The organism is Burkholderia sp. Bp8991 (assembly GCF_003853795.1).
Taxonomy (GTDB): Bacteria; Pseudomonadota; Gammaproteobacteria; order Burkholderiales; family Burkholderiaceae; genus Burkholderia.
Window position 1 is genome coordinate 14,357 of record NZ_QTQJ01000002.1, and the last position, 16,309, is coordinate 30,665.

Below are 16,309 nucleotides of genomic sequence, written 5' to 3' on the forward strand. Positions count from 1 at the left end.
TTGAAAACAAGCGCTAGAAATTGCGTGCCACGCCGACCATGAACATGTCCTGATCCTTGTCGTTGCCGGTTGCGACGCGATTGAAGCGCAAGCTCGCCGCCCAATCGGGCGTGACCTGATACGTCACCTGTGCGCTGAGCAACGCGTTGAGCCTCGTTGTGCTCGAGGCCTCGTCCCGATCACGCGACAGGTACGGACCTACGCCTGCCGAAAGCGTCCATTTGCTCCTGATCGGCGCGACGTACCAGATTTGCGCTGCCACGCCTCTGCGGCCGGCGACGCCGTTGTTGCCCTCGTAGATGAAGCTCGCCGAATAGGCCCACGCATTGCCGAGCGGCCGCTTGACTTCGACCATGTAGCCCTTTTCGATCGGCACTTGCGGACGGTTCGTCTGCGACGTCCCGGCCCACACGCCGACCTGCGTCTTGCCGTCCGAAAACGCCGGTCCCGGATCGCCGCCAAAATCCGAGCCGATGCCGAAGAGCACCGCGTCGGAGTTGAATCCGCCGATCATCTGCACGTGGTTGTACTGCACCTTGAGGAAGAAGCGGTCGGGAACGACGTAATACCGCACCGCTGCAGACGCACGCACCCCCCATCGCTTGTCGTTGCGCGGCTGATTGTCGACGTGTGTCGTGTCCATGCTGAAATACGGCCCGGCCGACAATTCGAGCGCGAAGCGATTGCCGAGCGGCCAACGAAACGAACCCAGCGCGGCGAAGCCATCGCGGTGGTGATTCAGCGGATGGCCCTCGTTCAGATATGCGAGATAGACCGAGAAGTAGTCGTTCAGGACGTCGCCGAAGCCGACTTCGTACGCACGCCAATGCATGTCGCCACCCTCGGTCGCGCGTCCGTCGCCATACACCGCATAGACGTCGATCTTTCTTTCCGCTGGCTTGAAGCCGGCCGGCGAGCTCGCAGGATTGTCCTCGGCGTGCGCGTGGCCCGCGCCTGCCAGAATGACCAGACCGGCGATCGAGCTGGTGACGACGAAGCGCGCATAGTTGCGACGGCACTGTCCCATTTGGACTCTCCCTGACCTTGGTAACCTCGATTTCCCGGACAAGTCGAAAGCGATTATAGGTGGGCTCGGACAACCCAACCTGGGCGAGCCCACTCGCTTCCGCGGCCGGGGTGTTCCCATTCATGTCCAGGCGATTGCCGTCCGCGGCGCTTGCCTGCGGTTCGACCATCATGCCATCCGGCTCACCATCTGCGCGAGGTTTCGCAAAATGCCAATCGCGACTCGCAACCCGCTGCAACCGTCGCATCGGGCGCGAACCCTCCCTATCGATCCGCTTTCAGCACACCAAGATTGCCCAGCATCGGCAGGACACCGCTGCTCGAGGTCACCTCCGGCAAATGGCCATCCCATTTGGCGACTGCCTGCTGCTGAATGATCTCGGGCGTTATCGTCTGCTGAAGAAGTTTTTGCGCTTCGGCCTGCGCGCGTGCCTCGACAATCTTTTGATCTGCAAGGACCTTGGCCTTCTGCAATTCGTATTGCGCCTGCTGAGCACGCTGCTGAGCAACCTGCTTCTGCTCGATTGCCTGTACGAACTGCGTGCTGAAATGGAAATCGGTGATGTTTACCGAGTCGACTACGAGTCGGTATGGCTTGAGCTCGCCCGTGATCTGAGTCTCGATTTCTCTTCGTACGCGGTCACGGTGCGTAATCAAATCTTCCGCGTTGTAATGAGCGGTCACCGCTTTCACGGAATTGCTGATGGCCGGCTTGATTATCTTGTCGATCAGGGCGGCCTCGTTTCCGATGTGCTGGTATACCCACTCCGCATCGGCCGGCAGAATGTGCCAGTTCGTCGCCACCGTCGTTGCGACATCCTGTAGATCGAGGCTCGCCGCAGTCTCCGCAGCCTGCGAATTTTGCACCTGAACGTCCATTTTGGCGACCGACTGCGCGAATGGGATCTTCAGATGAAAGCCGGGATCCAGCACCCCGGGTTCCACGGCTCCCCACGTCATGAGCACCCCGCGCTGTCCAGGGCCGACGATCACGAAGCCACCAGTGACGAGCGCCAGTGCGACAACGACCCCGACAGCGATGCCCATCCCACGAGAGTTGGCAAGATTGATCATTTTTGTTATCGCATCAAGTTTTGGAGGTGTAGGTGTGGACACCTTTTTTCCACGCTTTCAGCCTACGGGCTTCGTCACAGCTGGAGCATTTTCACCTGGTTCGACACAACGCCATTTGTCGCATCGCCCTTGATGCCGGGCGCTTGAGCATCGGTTCTCCTGCCTGCAGACGATCAAACGCAATCTCCGCCTCGCAGTAGCCACCCTGCATCGCAGATTTACCCGGTTGCTCGTGATGAAGCAATATCGCTCCGTCCTGCAACGAACAATAGGTGTTTGCCTCCTGCAATACCTGCCGTTTCGCAAAGGCAGGACCGCCCAACGGTACGCGCGTGGAAATCATATCGATATTCGGTCCGATCCCGATGCGTTCGGCGCGCGTTTCCACGCGATCCATTGTGACGATCAGGATGCCCCGTCAACCGTCGCCGATCCGGAACACCATCGCTTAACGCCGGCCAAGCAACACGGCGACGTTGCGCTCGGCCAATGCGGCGATCGTGCGCGACGGATTCAGCCCGAGCGCACGCGGGATCGTCGCACCGTCCATCACGTAGAGCCCGTCGTAACCGAATACTTTTCCGTCCGCGTTTACCACGCCATCCGCGTGCGTGAGCCCCATGTTGCAACCACCGAGCGGATGCGGGGTGATCAGCCTGTGGAAGTCGCTCCACGTCGGAGGGACGAAGGGTTCGCCGCCCGTGGCGGCCGACAGGCGCCGGTGCGTGTCGACCATCGCATCGACCACCGCCTGCGATCGCGTGTACGACCAGTCGAGCCGCAACACGCGACGCCACGGCGCAAACCAGCAGCGACCGAGACGCATGCGCCCGTCTCCCGGATCGATCGCCTGGCCGAACCAGGGCATCATGTTCTCGACCGGGTCGTCGCAATCGAAATGGCGCGCGAAGGCTCGCCAGAACGTGCGCATCGCCCTGCCGTGCGAACGCTGCAGGTGGCGGCGCACGAAATCATGCGCAAGATTGGGCACGCCGCCATCCTCGACGAACAAGGGCTGACCTTCGTCGGCAGCCCGGTCGAGCAGGTCGATCGCGGCGGAAATGGTGACGCCGTGCGACGGCGAGATCTTCCGGCTGCCGTAGAAGGCGGGCGTCACGAAGTCGCCGTTGAAGGCCCAGCCCCAGCCGAGCCGCGGCGATAGATTCGGCAGCGTGCGATGCGCGTCGCGACAGCGCAGCAGCAGCTCGGTGCTGCCGATCGATCCGGCGCTGACGATCACCCTGGTCGCCGTGATGGATCCGGGCATGAAACTGCCCGCGGCCGGATCGATGACGTTGAAATGCACGCGCCATCCGTGGCCGAGCGGCTCGAGCTTGTGCACGACGTGCAGCGGCAGGATCGTTGCGCCATGGCGCTCGGCCACGGCCAGATAGTTGAGATCGAGCGTGTTCTTCGCCGACACCTGGCATCCGATGTCGCAATTGCCGCAGTGTACGCACGTGCCTTGCGATACCCCGTGCACGTTGACGTGCCTGACGGAATGCCGGTCGTCGCGCGCGTCGGGCAAGGACGGATCGTAAGTCGACGAAAACGACACGGCGAGCGGCAACTTGCGATACCGATCGCCCCAGCCGCAGGCGTCGGCCGCATCGCGCAACAAGCGGGTGCGTTCGCTGATCTGGTTGTCGGGCACCTCCTGGACCGACAGCATCCAGCCCACGCGCTGGTAATAAGGCTCAAGCGCCTCGTACGTGATATCCGGCGGCCAGCCATGCTCGAAGGCGTCGGGTTTGGCCTCGACCGAGACGTTGGCGTAGATCAGCGACCCGCCGCCGACGCCCGCGGCAGTCACCACCGACATGTCGGAAAAAACACGCAGGTCGGCCCAGCCGTGGAAGCGTTGCGGGTTCTGCTGGTTCCAGAGCCACGGGTCGGTCTCGTCGCGCGGATACGTTTTCGGCGTCCAGCGCCGGCCACGCTCCAGCACCAGCACCCTCCATCCCGCTTCCGCGAGGCGGCAGGCCGCCACCGCGCCCCCGAAGCCACTGCCGACCACGACGACATCGTATTCAAGCGCGCTCATGACGACGATCTCCTGACGCAGGTGCGCCACGGTTCCGATACGAACGACCCGCAGCATCCGCGGATTTCCGGCGGCATCGCGATGCCGGACGGAGCGAAGCCGATGCGGGCAGCCAGGCCGCCTTCGTGTTGGATGACGCGAAACAGTTGCCCGGCAAATTGTTTGGCAACACCCGACATCGTCTTTCCTCGAGCTTGCCCGGCGCACGCGGCGAATTATCGGAAGCCGGATGGAATGTCCTTTGTTTTCAGTGGGTTAAGCGCCAATCGCGCAGGCGTGATGCGGGCTGGCACGCCCCATGCGTTTGTAGCTGCGAGCGCAACGAAAACGTGCTCTCTTCCAAAACCGCAGCAAACTTAGGAGATTTATCATGTCCGCACTGATGATCAGCGACCTGTCCCGCGCCCACGAACTCAGCCGCAAGGAAATGGCTTCCGTCCGCGGTGGTAGCGTGTTCCAGAACTACGGAATCAACAACATCGCAACCGGCGGCGGCTTCTCGTTCGCGAGCCCCAATACCATCACGGCCCCGGTCACCCAGGTCGATGCATCGACCCACCTGGATCTCACCAGCGTGACCAACTCGATCAACAACCTCGGCGGCCTGGTCGTCGGAAAGCTGGGCCTCTAAGCCGCGCCGGATGTCCGCTCAGCGGCAACCGTGTCCGACAGCGTCGACCGAAACGCTCCAGCCCGCCGCGGGGTTGTCCTCGCGGCGTTCAAAGCCCGCCAGGCCATGTTCCTGGCGGGCTTCCTGCATGACAAAAACGAAGCCGGCATGAACGGGCAGACGGGCCGACGCACCGTCGGCAGCACCGCCCGCGTCCATCAGCGGCCGTGCTGATCCCACCGCGCCTTCGACCTCCCTTCCCTGCACGCGGATCCGCTTCGCCTCGTCGAGGCGGATGGCGCCGCGTGGTCGCATCGATGCCCCGTTGGCCGTCGGCGCGGCATCCCCGATGCGTTGTGCCATTCCGGATGGTACGCGTTAAATTCAGTGATCCGAAGTACATCGTGACGATCGTTGCGTCAATGCCGGTTGCTGTCGACCGCCGGCGCAGCATCGCGTCGCTGGCTTTCCTGCGCGGGCGCTCACACGCTGCGGCTGCCCGTTGATGCCTTCGACGCGAATCGCCAGCGCCACGTCCCGTTCCTGTTGGCCGGGATAGAACAGCAGACGCGGAAACCGTCTGGAAGAACCAGACACCGCCGTGCCCCGATCTTGCCCGGCGAACCCGGTGAAATGGCGTCGATCCAATTGAATTGCGTTTGTTTTCATGAGGTTGGATGTGTTTCCCGCGCGCACGAGCAGAGCCTGGCACGCGCCGTGCATTGGTAGCTGCGAGCGCAACGAAACGTGCTCTTTCCAAACCGCAGCACACTCAAGGAGATTGACCATGTCCGCACTGATGATCAACGATCTGTCCCACGCCCACGAACTCAGCCGCAAGGAAATGGCTTCCGTCAGCGGGGGTAGCGTGTTCCAGAACGCAGGTATCAACAACATCGTGACCGGCGGCGGATTCTCGTTCGCCAGCGCCAATACCATCACGGCGCCGGTGACGCAGGTCGATGCATCGACCCACCAGGATCTCACCAGCGTGACCAACTCGATCAACAACCTCGGCGGCCAGGTCATCGCGAAGCTGGGCTTGTAAGTTTCGCGATGCTTGCTTGCAGTCGCAGCAGTGTTTCGATCGAGTCGTACCGAAGTTCCTCAGCCCGCCGCGGGTTCGTCCCGCGGCGTTTCAAGCCCGCCAGGTCCCGCTGGCGGGCTTCTTTGCATGGTCGAAAGCGCAACCGGCCTTCATGCCGCATCCACTGCCGCGCAGCGGACTGCGTCGCGCCATCCGAGATCGAGCCCAGCACGCGCGTAACTCCGTGCCAACACGGCTCTGCTGCGCTCGTAGCTGCCTGTCACCCAGTCGCAGTACAGCGCGGCCAGCACGCTTGCCCGACCGGGATGACGCGAAACGTCGACGGCCATTGCGCCCGCGCGCAGGCCGGAAGCGATGGCGAAACGCAAACCGTCTCCTGTCGCGGGGTCGAGATAACCCGCCGCATCGCCGCACACGATATAGCCCGGGCCCGCGGTCCGGCGCACGCACTGCCAGCGCCTGCCCTCGCGCCACACCGGTCCGACGGGTGTCGTGTCCGCCGGCCACGCGATCTCGCCATCGCGCAGCATCGATAGCGACGTCCAGATCCGGAACGTGGACGTCGCCCTCATCCACAGCCAGCCGCCGCGCGCGATGTTCCAGTATGTGCCGGGGTGCGTGCCTGGCCCGCGCGCGTAGCCGCGGCGAAGCCAGAACAGCGAAGAGTCGGTCGTCACATCGAGCCGCATCGCGCGACGCAGCCACCCGTTGACGCCGGTTGCATCGATCACGGTGCTTGCGCCGACATCGCCGTCGCCGTGCGTGATGCCCACGACCGCGCCGTGTTCGACACGCGCGAGAAGCCCGCCGGCGGGCGCACGTGAATAGCGAACGCCGGCAGCCAGCGCTTCGGCACGCAGGCCGTCGTCGAGCCGGCTGCGGATGACCGCACGTCCCCGCTGCGCATCGGCCACATCATCGAGCCATGTATGCGGTTGCCGGGCGAGACTCGGCGCCAGTCGATCGAGCAGCGCGAGCGCGGCGCCGGACACGCATTCCGGCGCCGCCCGCGAACGCCCGCGGCCCAGCATCCACACGTTGCCGCCCGCTCTTGCTGCCGCGATCGCGGCAGCGCATCCGGCAGGCCCGTCGCCGACCACGAGCACGTCGATCGCATTCATCGCGGTTCCCTTCAGTAAAGCCCGAGCGCGTCCGGCCCCGGTGCGCAGCGCAGCACGGGGCCGATCACCCGGGCCTCGGTCGCATCGCAACGGATCGCCTCACCGTAGCGCACGCGCAGCCGTCCCGGCATGTGCTGCGCCGGCGTCGCATCGGCAGCAGGCAGAACGAAAAGAAAGCGATAGCGCGCGGCAACGCCCGGCGCGTCCGCAGCGTCGGCTTCGCGAAGTGCCCGCGCGGATACCAGCCACAGCTTCGTATGCGACGGCGTTTGCCCGTGGTCGCATGCGGCGACGGCATGGCGCAATGCACCGATGCGCCGGACCAGCTCGGCCGAATCGACATGCTCGAACGCGCCGTACAGCATCTCGCCGTGCAGCGCGTTGGCGACGTAGTCCGAGCGTTCGATGTCCGCGTAATCCACGCTGCCGTCGGGCGTCAGGTACGGGCCGTATTCGCCGTCCCATCCGCGCCGCGTGTTCGACTCGTCGCCGCGCGTGACCAGCGGATGACACGGATGAAGGCCGAGTTCATGGTCGAGCATCGGGATCGCGGTCGGCGCGTCGCTCCGGTTGAAGGTTCTGGACGCATCAGGGCTCACGGCGGGCCAGAAGCTGTTGGAGGCCGCGCACAGCTTGATATCTTCGGCGAACGGGCTGCCCAGCCCGAAGGTGGCAAGGAAGATGCCGCGCCGGTTGCCCGCATAGGTGACGTCCCAGCCGGGCGCAAACACGCCCGAAGACGCGTCCGACAGAAACGAGGTCATGCGCGGCATCTGCACTTCCCGGTCCCGCCGCCGCGCCGAGCGTGCCGCCCGGCTGAACGCGACGGCGACCGTCTCGTCACGCGGCGAAAACGCCTGCGTATGGCTGAACGGATCGATGTGATGGGGATTGGCCGGCAGGCGCTCGGCGCTGAGCGATATCGGCGAGCCGCTCCTGAACTGCGACTTCGGATCGATCCGACGGTCCTTGAACCAGCGCTGCAATTCCGCCTGGTCGGCATACGGGTAGAAGTCCGGCGCGGCAACGACCGAATAGGCCGGGTGTACCGCGTGTCCCGCCAGTTCGGCGATACGGATCGTCACGACGCCTTCGCTGCAGTGATCCAGAAACAGCTGCGCGCGATAGCCGCCTTTGCCGACTTCCCCGAGGAATGCCCGTCGGTCGACGGGATGCGCGCGCATATCCGTGCAGGAGCCGTCCTCATGCGCCTTGTGCCGGATGTTGATGAACTCCGGTGCATTGCGCGGTTCGGGAAATCGAAGCCAGGCGGGCGCGAAATGCGGAAAATAGTGCTGCCGCAGGTCGTCGACGGCGGCCAGCACCAGCTTCCACAGATTCGTGATGATTCTCATCGTCGTGAAGCGCCGGTTGGCGAGCGGGGCCAGCCGCCATCGAGCCGGCACGCCGAAGCCGTGCACGCCGAAGTTGGCGGCGTTCACCGGCTCGATCAGCGGCTGCGCGGCCGGGATCAGGAGTACGGCCGCGCCCGAACGCTTCAGTGCGACTGCCGGGGTGCTCGCGCCGGCAGGCGGTGCCGTGCCGGCGTCCTCGGAGCAGATCGCATACGGTGCGCCGCCCAGATCGCCGGATGGCGACGGCCGCACGCCCCAGCGCGCCTCGACGGCCCGCTTCAGCTTCTCGCCGCGATGGCAATGGCCATATTGCAACGTCAACCGGCGTCCGGGCAGGCATTCATCGGGAAACAGCTTGCGTACCGGTTCGATGAAGGTGCGCCGATCGTCGCCCGCTTGCCTGCCCTCGATCAGCGCGAGCGTGCCGGGGCCGGTGACCCGGCGCACGAGAAACGCGCCATAGCGCGCCGGCATCGCGCGGACATGCTCGATCCCGTCCGGCACGTGCGGCACGAAGCTGCGGGTCTGCTCGTCGTAGCTTGCGTCGACGTCGCCGTTGCGCGCAATGCCGAGTCGCGAGAACACGAGGTCCGCATGCTGCTGATGTCCGGTACGGCGCGCGGGCCGGTACTGGTAAGCCAGCACCGCGATGTCCAGCGTCTGCCAGTCGGGCGGCAACGGCGCCAGCGAATCGATGTAGTTCTCCAGCAAGTCGATTGCCTCGAGGCGCACGCCCGCATCCGGCGCCGGGCACGTGGACAGTGCGAGCAGGTGATAGACGAGACTGCGTGCCGGGTCGCCGGGCTCGATCGCCCGCGTGGTGTCCGGGCAGAGATCGTGAATGCGCGGATCGTCCCAGTCGATCGGCAGCGGCCGGCTCAGTCGCTTCGCCGTCTCCTCGGGCGTGCCCGAATCGGACAGGTCGAGACCGTGACGTTCGAACGCTGCTCGCCATGGCGCCGGCAACCCGAGCAGCAACGCGTGAACCTCATCGACGAGCATCGACGGCCTCCGGCGGTGGTGCGTTCGAAGCGGCCGGCTCGATGCGCTTCGCGTCCCGGAACCCCACGCATGTCGATCCGGTCGCGGCAGGCCGCCTCTTCAGCGCTTGTTTCAAACGAACCTCACATTCAGGTTCTCGGTTGCCGAGATCAGTGACTAATATAGGTGATTGCAGCTGCAATGAAATGTCTGATTGTGTTCGAAACATTGAATGCCGGAGGCGCGTGGCGTGATTCGCCGGCGGCGCCGTGACTCGATCAACACATGTCGGCGGCCACCTCATGTTGACGCGCAGAACCTTCGTGCTGGGCAGTGCGGGCGTGGCGGGCACGCTGGTGATCGGCTGGGCGTGGTGGCGCCGCGACGACCGGCTGGCCATACCCGCGCAGCTGGCGATGTCGCGCGTCGATGTGCCGCTGAACGGCTGGGTGATGATCAGTTCCGCTAACGACGTGACGATCGTCATGAGCAAATCCGAAATGGGCCAGGGGATACATACCGGCGCGGCCATGTTGCTGGCCGAAGAGCTGGATGCGGACTGGTCGCGGGTGCGCATCGTCATGTCCCCGCTCGACACGATCTACAAGGACCGCGAATCACTGGCCGACGGCCTGCCGTTTCGTCCCGATGACGACAGCCTGCTCGCGCGCGGCGCGGCGGCCGTGGTGCGCCACGGCGCACGCTATCTGGGTTCGATGGTGACGGGCGGATCGACGAGCATGATCGATCTGTGGGGGCCCATGCGCGAAGCGGGCGCCACGGCCCGCATCATGTTGCGCAGCGCCGCGGCGCAGCTTTGGCAGGTGCCCGTCGCCGAATGCGAGACGAAAGCCGGCGCGGTGCTGCATCGGTCGGGGCGCTCGGCGACGTACGGCGAACTTGTCGAGCGCGCGCGGGACGTGCCGCGCCCGGCACATGTCGCTCTGAAGAACCCGAAGACTTTCATGCTGGTCGGGAAACGGCTGGGCCGCATCGAGGCGCACGCGAAGCTCGACGGCAGCGCGCGCTATGGCATCGACGTGCTTCCGGACAAGCTCCTGTATGCGAGCGTCACGATGTGCCCGACGCTCGGCGGAACGGTGCTGGCCGTCGACCGGTCCAGGGTCGGCGGCCTGAAGGGCGTGACCGGTGTCTTCACGATCGCGCCATACCACGGCGGAACGGGAGGCGTTGCCGTCATTGCCGACAATCCCTTCATCGCCATGCGGACGTTGTGCGGGTTGCTGGTCACATGGGATCACGGGCCGGCTGCGGGCGTGAATACCGCGGACGTCCGCGCGGCATTGACGCGCGCCCTCGACGGCGACGACGGGCGCCACGTGTTCTACGCCGCCGGCGACGCCGATGCGGCGCTGGGCCACGCGAAGCCGTTCGTCGCGCAGTACGAAGTGCCGTACCTGGCTCACGGGCCGCTGGAACCGATGAATTGCACGGTGCGGGTCGACGACGACGCGGCAACGATCTGGTGCGGCACGCAGGTTCCGATGGTGGCACGCCGGGCAGTCGCGGCGCTGCTGGGCCTGGACGAAGACAAGGTGGTCGTGAACCAGCAATTGATCGGCGGGGCCTTCGGCAGGCGGCTCGAAGTCGACTTCATCACGCAGGCGGCCGCCATCGCGCTTCATGCGAAGGGGCGGCCCGTCCAGACGATCTGGTCGCGCCCGCAGGACATGACGCACGACTTCTACCGCCCGGCCTGCGTGGCGAGATACAGCGGCGCCGTCGATGCGAGCGGCAGGCTGGTTGCCTGGAAAGGCGTGTCGGCGAGCCAGTCGATCAGCGCGCAGGCGATGCCGCGCACCTTCGGCATGCCGGGCCTCGCCGCGAAATGGCTGCCCGACGCCACCACGGCGGAAGGCGCATTCGACCTGCCCTATGAATGCGCGAACATTCTCGTCCAGCACAATACGGTGACGCTCCCGGTTCCGGTTGGCTATTGGCGCTCCGTCGGACACTCGCATCAGGCATTCTTCGTCGAGAGCTTCATCGACGAGATGGCGGCGCTGGCTCGCAAGGACCCGATCCAGTTTCGGCTCGACATGCTGAAGCAGCCGGCGCACCAGCGCCACGTGGCCGTGTTGCGGGCGCTCGTCGCGCTATCCGGCTGGCGTTCGCCGCTGGCGTGGCGCGACGAGACCGGCGCGCGGCGCGCACGCGGCGTCGCGATGCACGAATCGTTCGGCAGCGTGGTCGCGCAAGTCGCCGAAGTCCGGCAGGACGGTGACGGCTTTCGCGTGACGCGCGTGTTCTGCGTGATCGACTGCGGGCTGGCCGTGAATCCGAACCTGATCGAGCAGCAGATGGAGAGCGGGATCATCTTCGGATTGTCGGCCGCGCTGGAGCAGGCGATCACGATCGAGAACGGGCAAGTCGCGCAGCAGTATTTCGACAGCTATCCGCTGGTCAACATGGAGACTTGCCCCGAGATCGTCACGCAAGTCCTGGCCGGCGGGACCGAGCCGCACGGCGTCGGCGAAGCGGGCACGCCGCCGATCGCGGCGGCCGTGGCGAATGCGCTGTATGCGCTCACGGGTGTGCGTCATCGCACCCTGCCGCTCATCAAGCCGAGCCCGCCCGGGCAAGGAGACGACCGATGGTGTCAGTCCGTATCAACGGGGAAACCGCTGACCTCGATACCGAGCCCGACACGCCGCTGCTCTGGGTGATTCGGTGCGAACGGAAGCTGACCGGCACGAAGTTCGGCTGCGGTGTCGGCGTCTGCGGTGCGTGCACGGTGCTCCTGAACGATCAGGCCGTGCCCGCCTGCCAGTTGCCGGTCGGTACGCTGAACGGCGCGCGCATCACCACCATCGAAGGGCTGGACGGCGTCGAAGCGCGGGCGCTGAAGAACGCGTGGATTGCCGTCGACGTCGTGCAATGCGGCTATTGCCAGAGCGCCCAGCTGATTGCCGCCACCGCGCTGCTGATGCGCTGCCCTCGTCCCGACGACCACCAGATCGACGAAGCCATGAAGAACATCGCATGCCGGTGCGGCACGTTTCCCCGCATCCGCCGCGCCATTCACCAGGCGGCGCAAGCGCTGGGCCGCTGACCGGCGCATCGGCCCGCTCAGTGGCCGTTGGCATGCGTCGTGATCTGGATGAAATCGGCGGCAATGCGCCCCTCGCCGTATTTGGCCTCGAACAGCTTCAATTGCCGCCTGATTGCCGCGAGATAGGCGGCGCGCGGCTCGGATGAAGGCCGTAATCCGTCGAACAGCGGCGCGGGCGTGACGAGGAGCACGATCATCTCGGTGCCGAACGGCGGCCCGATCACCCACTCGCCCATGCTGCCGATCGTCGCGGTGTAATTCGGCGGCGCCTGGTTGTCGCGTTCGCGGCTGCTCGGCACGAGATGCACGACGCTCCCGTTCAGCACGTAGTAATCGACGTTCACATACGACTCGTAAGCGAGTGTCGTGATGTCGATGACCAGCGGGCTGCCTTCCGCGAGATGCGCGTCCGGCGCTCGCGTACGGAGCGACGCGGCGTGTGACGATGCCTGATTCGATCGCCAGTACGGCGCCAGCGCGCTCACGACCTCGCAATCGCGGGCGTCGACGGGACGCACGTCGAGCTTGGCCGCCTGCCCGCCCGCCAGACCGCCGAGTGCACTGCGCACGCGGCCGATGCCGACACCGGCTTCCGTATAACCGCGCACCTGCAGCACGCGATCCTGCACCGACGCAACCAGCGCCGAACACGGTACGCGCGCCAGCGCAGCCGTCACGGCCGCCAGCGAGATCGCCGGTGCGGGTGTCGGTGCCGGTGCCGGTGCTGCCGGCGGCGGCGCGCTGGCAGCAGCGGGCACGGCGTTCGCGGCGGCCACCGGCGCGCTGCCGGCACCGGCGCTCGCCGTCGCGCCATTCCCGCCGCCCGCAGTCGCGTGCGCAACCGTATCCGTTGCGGAGCGCCCGTCACCGCTGCGCGAAAGCGCCTGGTAGCCGTACCAGAGCACGGCGACCGCCGCCGCCGTGCAAGCGCCCACGGCCACCCCCACGCGTACGCCCGATGCCCGGGCGGGCGGCTTGAGCACGCCCATGCCTTCCAGGAACTGGTTGACGCTGGGCGTGCGCGCCGCGCGGTCGAACGACAACGCGGCGCTCAAGGTTCGCCATTGCGTGCGATCGAGACCGGGATGACGCTCGGGCCGCAAGTGGTCGTGACGCGCCTGGGTGGCCGACAGCCGATTGAACGGATGGTGCCCGCTCAGCAATTCGTAGGTGACGCAGGCGAGCGCGTAAACGTCGTCGCGCGGATCCGGCTCGAGATGCTCGAACATCTCCGGGCTCGCATAGGCCGGCGTGATGCCGCCGAGGCTCGCCGGGTCGAACACGGTCACGTCGGGATCCTCGTCGCGCCGCTGGAATGCGCGCGCAATCCCGAAGTCGATCACCTTCACCTCACCGCGGTCGGTCAGGAACACGTTGGCGGGCTTGAAATCGCAGTGAACGAAGCCGCGCTCGTGCGCGTAGGCGAGCGCCTGGCCCATGCCGGCGATGATCGGCAACGCGGCATCGAGCGGCATGCCCTTGAAGTCCGGCGCGCGCAGCACCTTGCTGAGCGGCCGGCCCGACAGATACTCCATCGTGAGGTAGACGAGCGGACCGTCGCGATCGAAGTCGTAGACGGTGACGATGTTGCGATGGGCGAGCGTCTGCGCCTTGCGGGCCTCACGCTGAAGCGCGATCAGCGAGGTCGGCTGGCCGCGAAACTGCACATTGAGCACCTTGATCGCGATGTGCGGCTTGCGATCCGACGCCTCCAGCTTGCGCAGGTCGAGCGCCTTGTACACGGTACCCATGCCGCCGACGCCCAGGCACTCCTCCAGCACGAAGCGCCCGTTCAGCGTATCGCCGATGCCTTTCACGCGCTCGCCGTCGACGGACAGTGCGTCACCCGACGGCCCGGGCGCGATGCCCGGACGCGCGTCCGGCCGAATCGGGCTCTCCTGGATCCGGGTCGCGTCGCCCGCGGATGCCGTTCTGTCGCGACACCGCTCGAGTCGTTTCAGCACTTCCGCATAGATATCGTCCGACAACGGCTGCGTGGTTTGCGTCTGGTCGAGCACTTCGCGCAACCGCGCGCAATCGACCTGATCGGTCGCCAGCACACGGTCGATCTCCGAGAAGAACGCTTCCTGCGACAGCGTCCCGCTCTGGAATGTCTGAATCAGCTGCGCAAAGCTCATCATTCGTATGCCGTCTACTCAGCTTCAGCTTACCGACCCGCTTCGGCGTTCCGCGGCGCCGCCAGGGCAAGGACCGTCCACGACGTACCCGTGCAGCGCGACATGTCGTTGATGCACCGGACACCATCGAACCTGCGCATGCTGCCACGTCATCATCAGACGAATTCGGTTGCGCGCCGCACCGGCCGCAGGCGTTCTGACAGGACGTCTAACAAATCATACTAGTCTGCGGTCACGCCCTGTGCAATCGGTGCCGGAACTAGAATTCACGTCGATCGATCGCGAACCGGCTTCAGGTTTTCGCCGTCCACGCGCGCCCGCGCTGCCCGGTCGATTTTCCAGCGTGCGCGGTCGTGCGGCGAACCTATACTGGACAGATTACCGGTACGTCGGCACATCGCGCGATGCTGCATGGCTGCCCCTCTTCCGTCCGATTTCGCGGAGTCAACCATGGGCGTGCTCGTCATCAACGATCTTCCCGAAAGCGTCGACCTCGACCGCCAGGCGATGGCCGCCATCAGCGGTGGCGCGCGGGTCCGTGCGCATCAGACGATGCTCGCGCCGCAGCCTTTCCCCTATCTGCACACCGACGCCCGCGGGGCTGCGTTGAAGCATGCACCGGCGGCCGAAACGGTGGCGTCCCCGGCGCGCCCGACCCTGTTGCGCTGACGGCACACCACCCGGCCGCGCACGCACGGTCAGGCCGCCTGCGACATCATCGCGGGCCGCCGATCGGCCGGCGGGAACACGCACCACGAGCCGTCGTCGTGACGAAAGAAGAAGATCGCGATCGTGCCGGCCGGATGCACGGCCTCGACGCAGACGAAGCGCCGCCGTTGCGCGGGCAGGCGGCTGAAGCGCACGATGCGCGCCGGCACGCGCGCGCTTGGCGCGAGCCACTTGTCGACCTGCATGCGCAGCGAGGATTCGGTTCCGTTCATTTGAGCCCCCTGATGACGATGTCGAACGCGCCGGGACGTCGCTCATGCGGCGGCGATGGCGGCCGCGGCGCCTCGTCCGCCCGCGCGCCGCGCCGCGAGCAGCGCGCGGCAGACGGACAGCGCGAACCGGACGGCCGTCCGCGGATGCCTGACGCAGGTGCGAACCTGCTCGCTGTGGCCCGTCCCTTCCACGCACCACGTGCAGAAGTGCTCGCAGTTGTTCGTGAGCAGGCGATAGCGGTTTTCGCCCAGACGCGAGCGCGCGCGCAGCACTGCGGTGCGTCCCGCATAGGCGGCGTACGGATGCGGCACGACGCGCACCGCGTGACCGGCGGCGAAGCGTTCGAGCGAGACTTCCTCGATCGGGCCGCGATGCAGCGACGTGCACAGCCCCGCGTAGTGGACGACGCGCCCGTCGCCGACGTAGATGCCGTGATGGCTGTAGGCGCCGCGATCGGAAACCAGGTGCGCGCCGAGCGGCAGTGCATCGACGCCGCCGGACAGCGAAGCTGCCTGCGCGCTTGCGTCCGCAATGCTGTTCACTGGTTGAAGGTCGCGTTCCATGACGGGCTCCGTCTGCAGGTTGGCGGCCGCCCGTGTTGCTCATGGGTCAGCCGGTTGCCAACTAACCTGCATCAAGCGTGCCACTCTTCGCGGCGCCCGCCGTGCAAGGCCTGGCGGGAAGCGCCCGGCGAACCGCGCACCGCGCTGTCGCCGCGTGGCCAACCGTTTGCCGGGGATTTTGTTGGTGCGGCAGCACCAGTCGGCGCGCCCGACCGCCGTCTGCATGTGCCGGAGCACGTGTCGGTTTCGCGACCACGTTCGTGGCCCCGACTGTTGGCTCGCGTACAACCATTGCGGGACGAGGCCGCGACGCACTAGGATGCAAGCAACGCGT

Annotated in this window: 15 protein-coding genes; 5 read left to right on the top strand and 10 right to left on the bottom strand. The window is 66.1% G+C overall.

Annotation, left to right across the window (positions count from 1 at the left end):
* Positions 1 to 13 precede the first annotated feature (13 nt).
* The 4 genes from DIE02_RS01995 to DIE02_RS02010 all read right to left on the bottom strand — a co-directional run bounded on the left by DIE02_RS01995 (position 14) and on the right by DIE02_RS02010 (position 4,144).
* A complete protein-coding gene (locus DIE02_RS01995; protein ID WP_124528811.1) occupies positions 14 to 1,027 on the bottom strand; it encodes a hypothetical protein in 1,014 nt (337 codons plus the stop codon).
* Between the two features lie 263 nt (positions 1,028 to 1,290).
* On the bottom strand, positions 1,291 to 2,100 hold the full coding sequence (locus DIE02_RS02000) for a prohibitin family protein (protein WP_124528485.1): 810 nt from the start codon (positions 2,098 to 2,100) through the stop codon (positions 1,291 to 1,293).
* Positions 2,101 to 2,191: 91 nt separating this feature from the next.
* Positions 2,192 to 2,497, bottom strand: coding sequence for a hypothetical protein (locus tag DIE02_RS02005; protein ID WP_124528487.1), 306 nt, complete (start codon positions 2,495 to 2,497; stop codon positions 2,192 to 2,194).
* 51 nt (positions 2,498 to 2,548) lie between these two features.
* Positions 2,549 to 4,144: a GMC oxidoreductase gene (locus tag DIE02_RS02010; protein WP_124528813.1), complete on the bottom strand. Its 1,596-nt coding sequence runs from the start codon at positions 4,142 to 4,144 to the stop codon at positions 2,549 to 2,551.
* A gap of 370 nt (positions 4,145 to 4,514) precedes the next feature.
* Between DIE02_RS02010 and DIE02_RS02015 the strand changes: the two genes are divergently transcribed.
* The gene (locus DIE02_RS02015; RefSeq protein WP_044848681.1) at positions 4,515 to 4,775 is read left to right on the top strand and encodes a hypothetical protein; all 261 of its coding nucleotides are present in this window, start codon (positions 4,515 to 4,517) and stop codon (positions 4,773 to 4,775) included.
* Positions 4,776 to 4,793: 18 nt separating this feature from the next.
* Here DIE02_RS02015 and DIE02_RS02020 read toward each other — a convergent pair whose 3' ends face one another.
* A complete protein-coding gene (locus DIE02_RS02020) occupies positions 4,794 to 5,117 on the bottom strand; it encodes a hypothetical protein (RefSeq protein WP_124528489.1) in 324 nt (107 codons plus the stop codon).
* A 424-nt stretch (positions 5,118 to 5,541) separates the two neighbouring features.
* Between DIE02_RS02020 and DIE02_RS02025 the strand changes: the two genes are divergently transcribed.
* Positions 5,542 to 5,802 carry a hypothetical protein gene (locus DIE02_RS02025; protein ID WP_044848682.1) on the top strand — a complete coding sequence of 87 codons (261 nt, stop codon included), beginning with the start codon at positions 5,542 to 5,544 and terminating at the stop codon, positions 5,800 to 5,802.
* Positions 5,803 to 5,951: 149 nt separating this feature from the next.
* Here DIE02_RS02025 and DIE02_RS02030 read toward each other — a convergent pair whose 3' ends face one another.
* A complete protein-coding gene (locus tag DIE02_RS02030; protein ID WP_124528491.1) occupies positions 5,952 to 6,923 on the bottom strand; it encodes an NAD(P)/FAD-dependent oxidoreductase in 972 nt (323 codons plus the stop codon).
* A gap of 11 nt (positions 6,924 to 6,934) precedes the next feature.
* The gene (locus DIE02_RS02035; RefSeq protein WP_124528493.1) at positions 6,935 to 9,280 is read right to left on the bottom strand and encodes a hypothetical protein; all 2,346 of its coding nucleotides are present in this window, start codon (positions 9,278 to 9,280) and stop codon (positions 6,935 to 6,937) included.
* A gap of 281 nt (positions 9,281 to 9,561) precedes the next feature.
* On the opposite strand from DIE02_RS02035, the gene DIE02_RS02040 reads away from it, so the two are divergent.
* Both DIE02_RS02040 and DIE02_RS02045 read left to right on the top strand, forming a co-directional pair.
* The gene (locus DIE02_RS02040) at positions 9,562 to 11,946 is read left to right on the top strand and encodes a molybdopterin cofactor-binding domain-containing protein (RefSeq protein ID WP_124528495.1); all 2,385 of its coding nucleotides are present in this window, start codon (positions 9,562 to 9,564) and stop codon (positions 11,944 to 11,946) included.
* Positions 11,874 to 12,332, top strand: a complete 459-nt coding sequence (locus DIE02_RS02045) for a (2Fe-2S)-binding protein (RefSeq protein ID WP_044848690.1) — start codon at positions 11,874 to 11,876, stop codon at positions 12,330 to 12,332. Before DIE02_RS02040 ends, DIE02_RS02045 begins: the two co-directional genes overlap by 73 nt.
* Positions 12,333 to 12,349: 17 nt before the next feature.
* Here DIE02_RS02045 and DIE02_RS02050 read toward each other — a convergent pair whose 3' ends face one another.
* Positions 12,350 to 14,473 (bottom strand): serine/threonine protein kinase, encoded by a 2,124-nt coding sequence (locus DIE02_RS02050; RefSeq protein WP_124528497.1) that lies wholly within the window; start codon positions 14,471 to 14,473, stop codon positions 12,350 to 12,352.
* Between the two features lie 447 nt (positions 14,474 to 14,920).
* On the opposite strand from DIE02_RS02050, the gene DIE02_RS02055 reads away from it, so the two are divergent.
* The gene (locus DIE02_RS02055) at positions 14,921 to 15,139 is read left to right on the top strand and encodes a hypothetical protein (protein WP_124485927.1); all 219 of its coding nucleotides are present in this window, start codon (positions 14,921 to 14,923) and stop codon (positions 15,137 to 15,139) included.
* A gap of 29 nt (positions 15,140 to 15,168) precedes the next feature.
* Here DIE02_RS02055 and DIE02_RS02060 read toward each other — a convergent pair whose 3' ends face one another.
* A complete protein-coding gene (locus DIE02_RS02060; protein WP_044846567.1) occupies positions 15,169 to 15,411 on the bottom strand; it encodes a hypothetical protein in 243 nt (80 codons plus the stop codon).
* A gap of 42 nt (positions 15,412 to 15,453) precedes the next feature.
* Complete coding sequence (locus DIE02_RS02065) at positions 15,454 to 15,975, bottom strand: lecithin retinol acyltransferase family protein (protein ID WP_124528499.1); 522 nt, start codon at positions 15,973 to 15,975, stop codon at positions 15,454 to 15,456.
* Positions 15,976 to 16,309 lie beyond the last annotated feature (334 nt).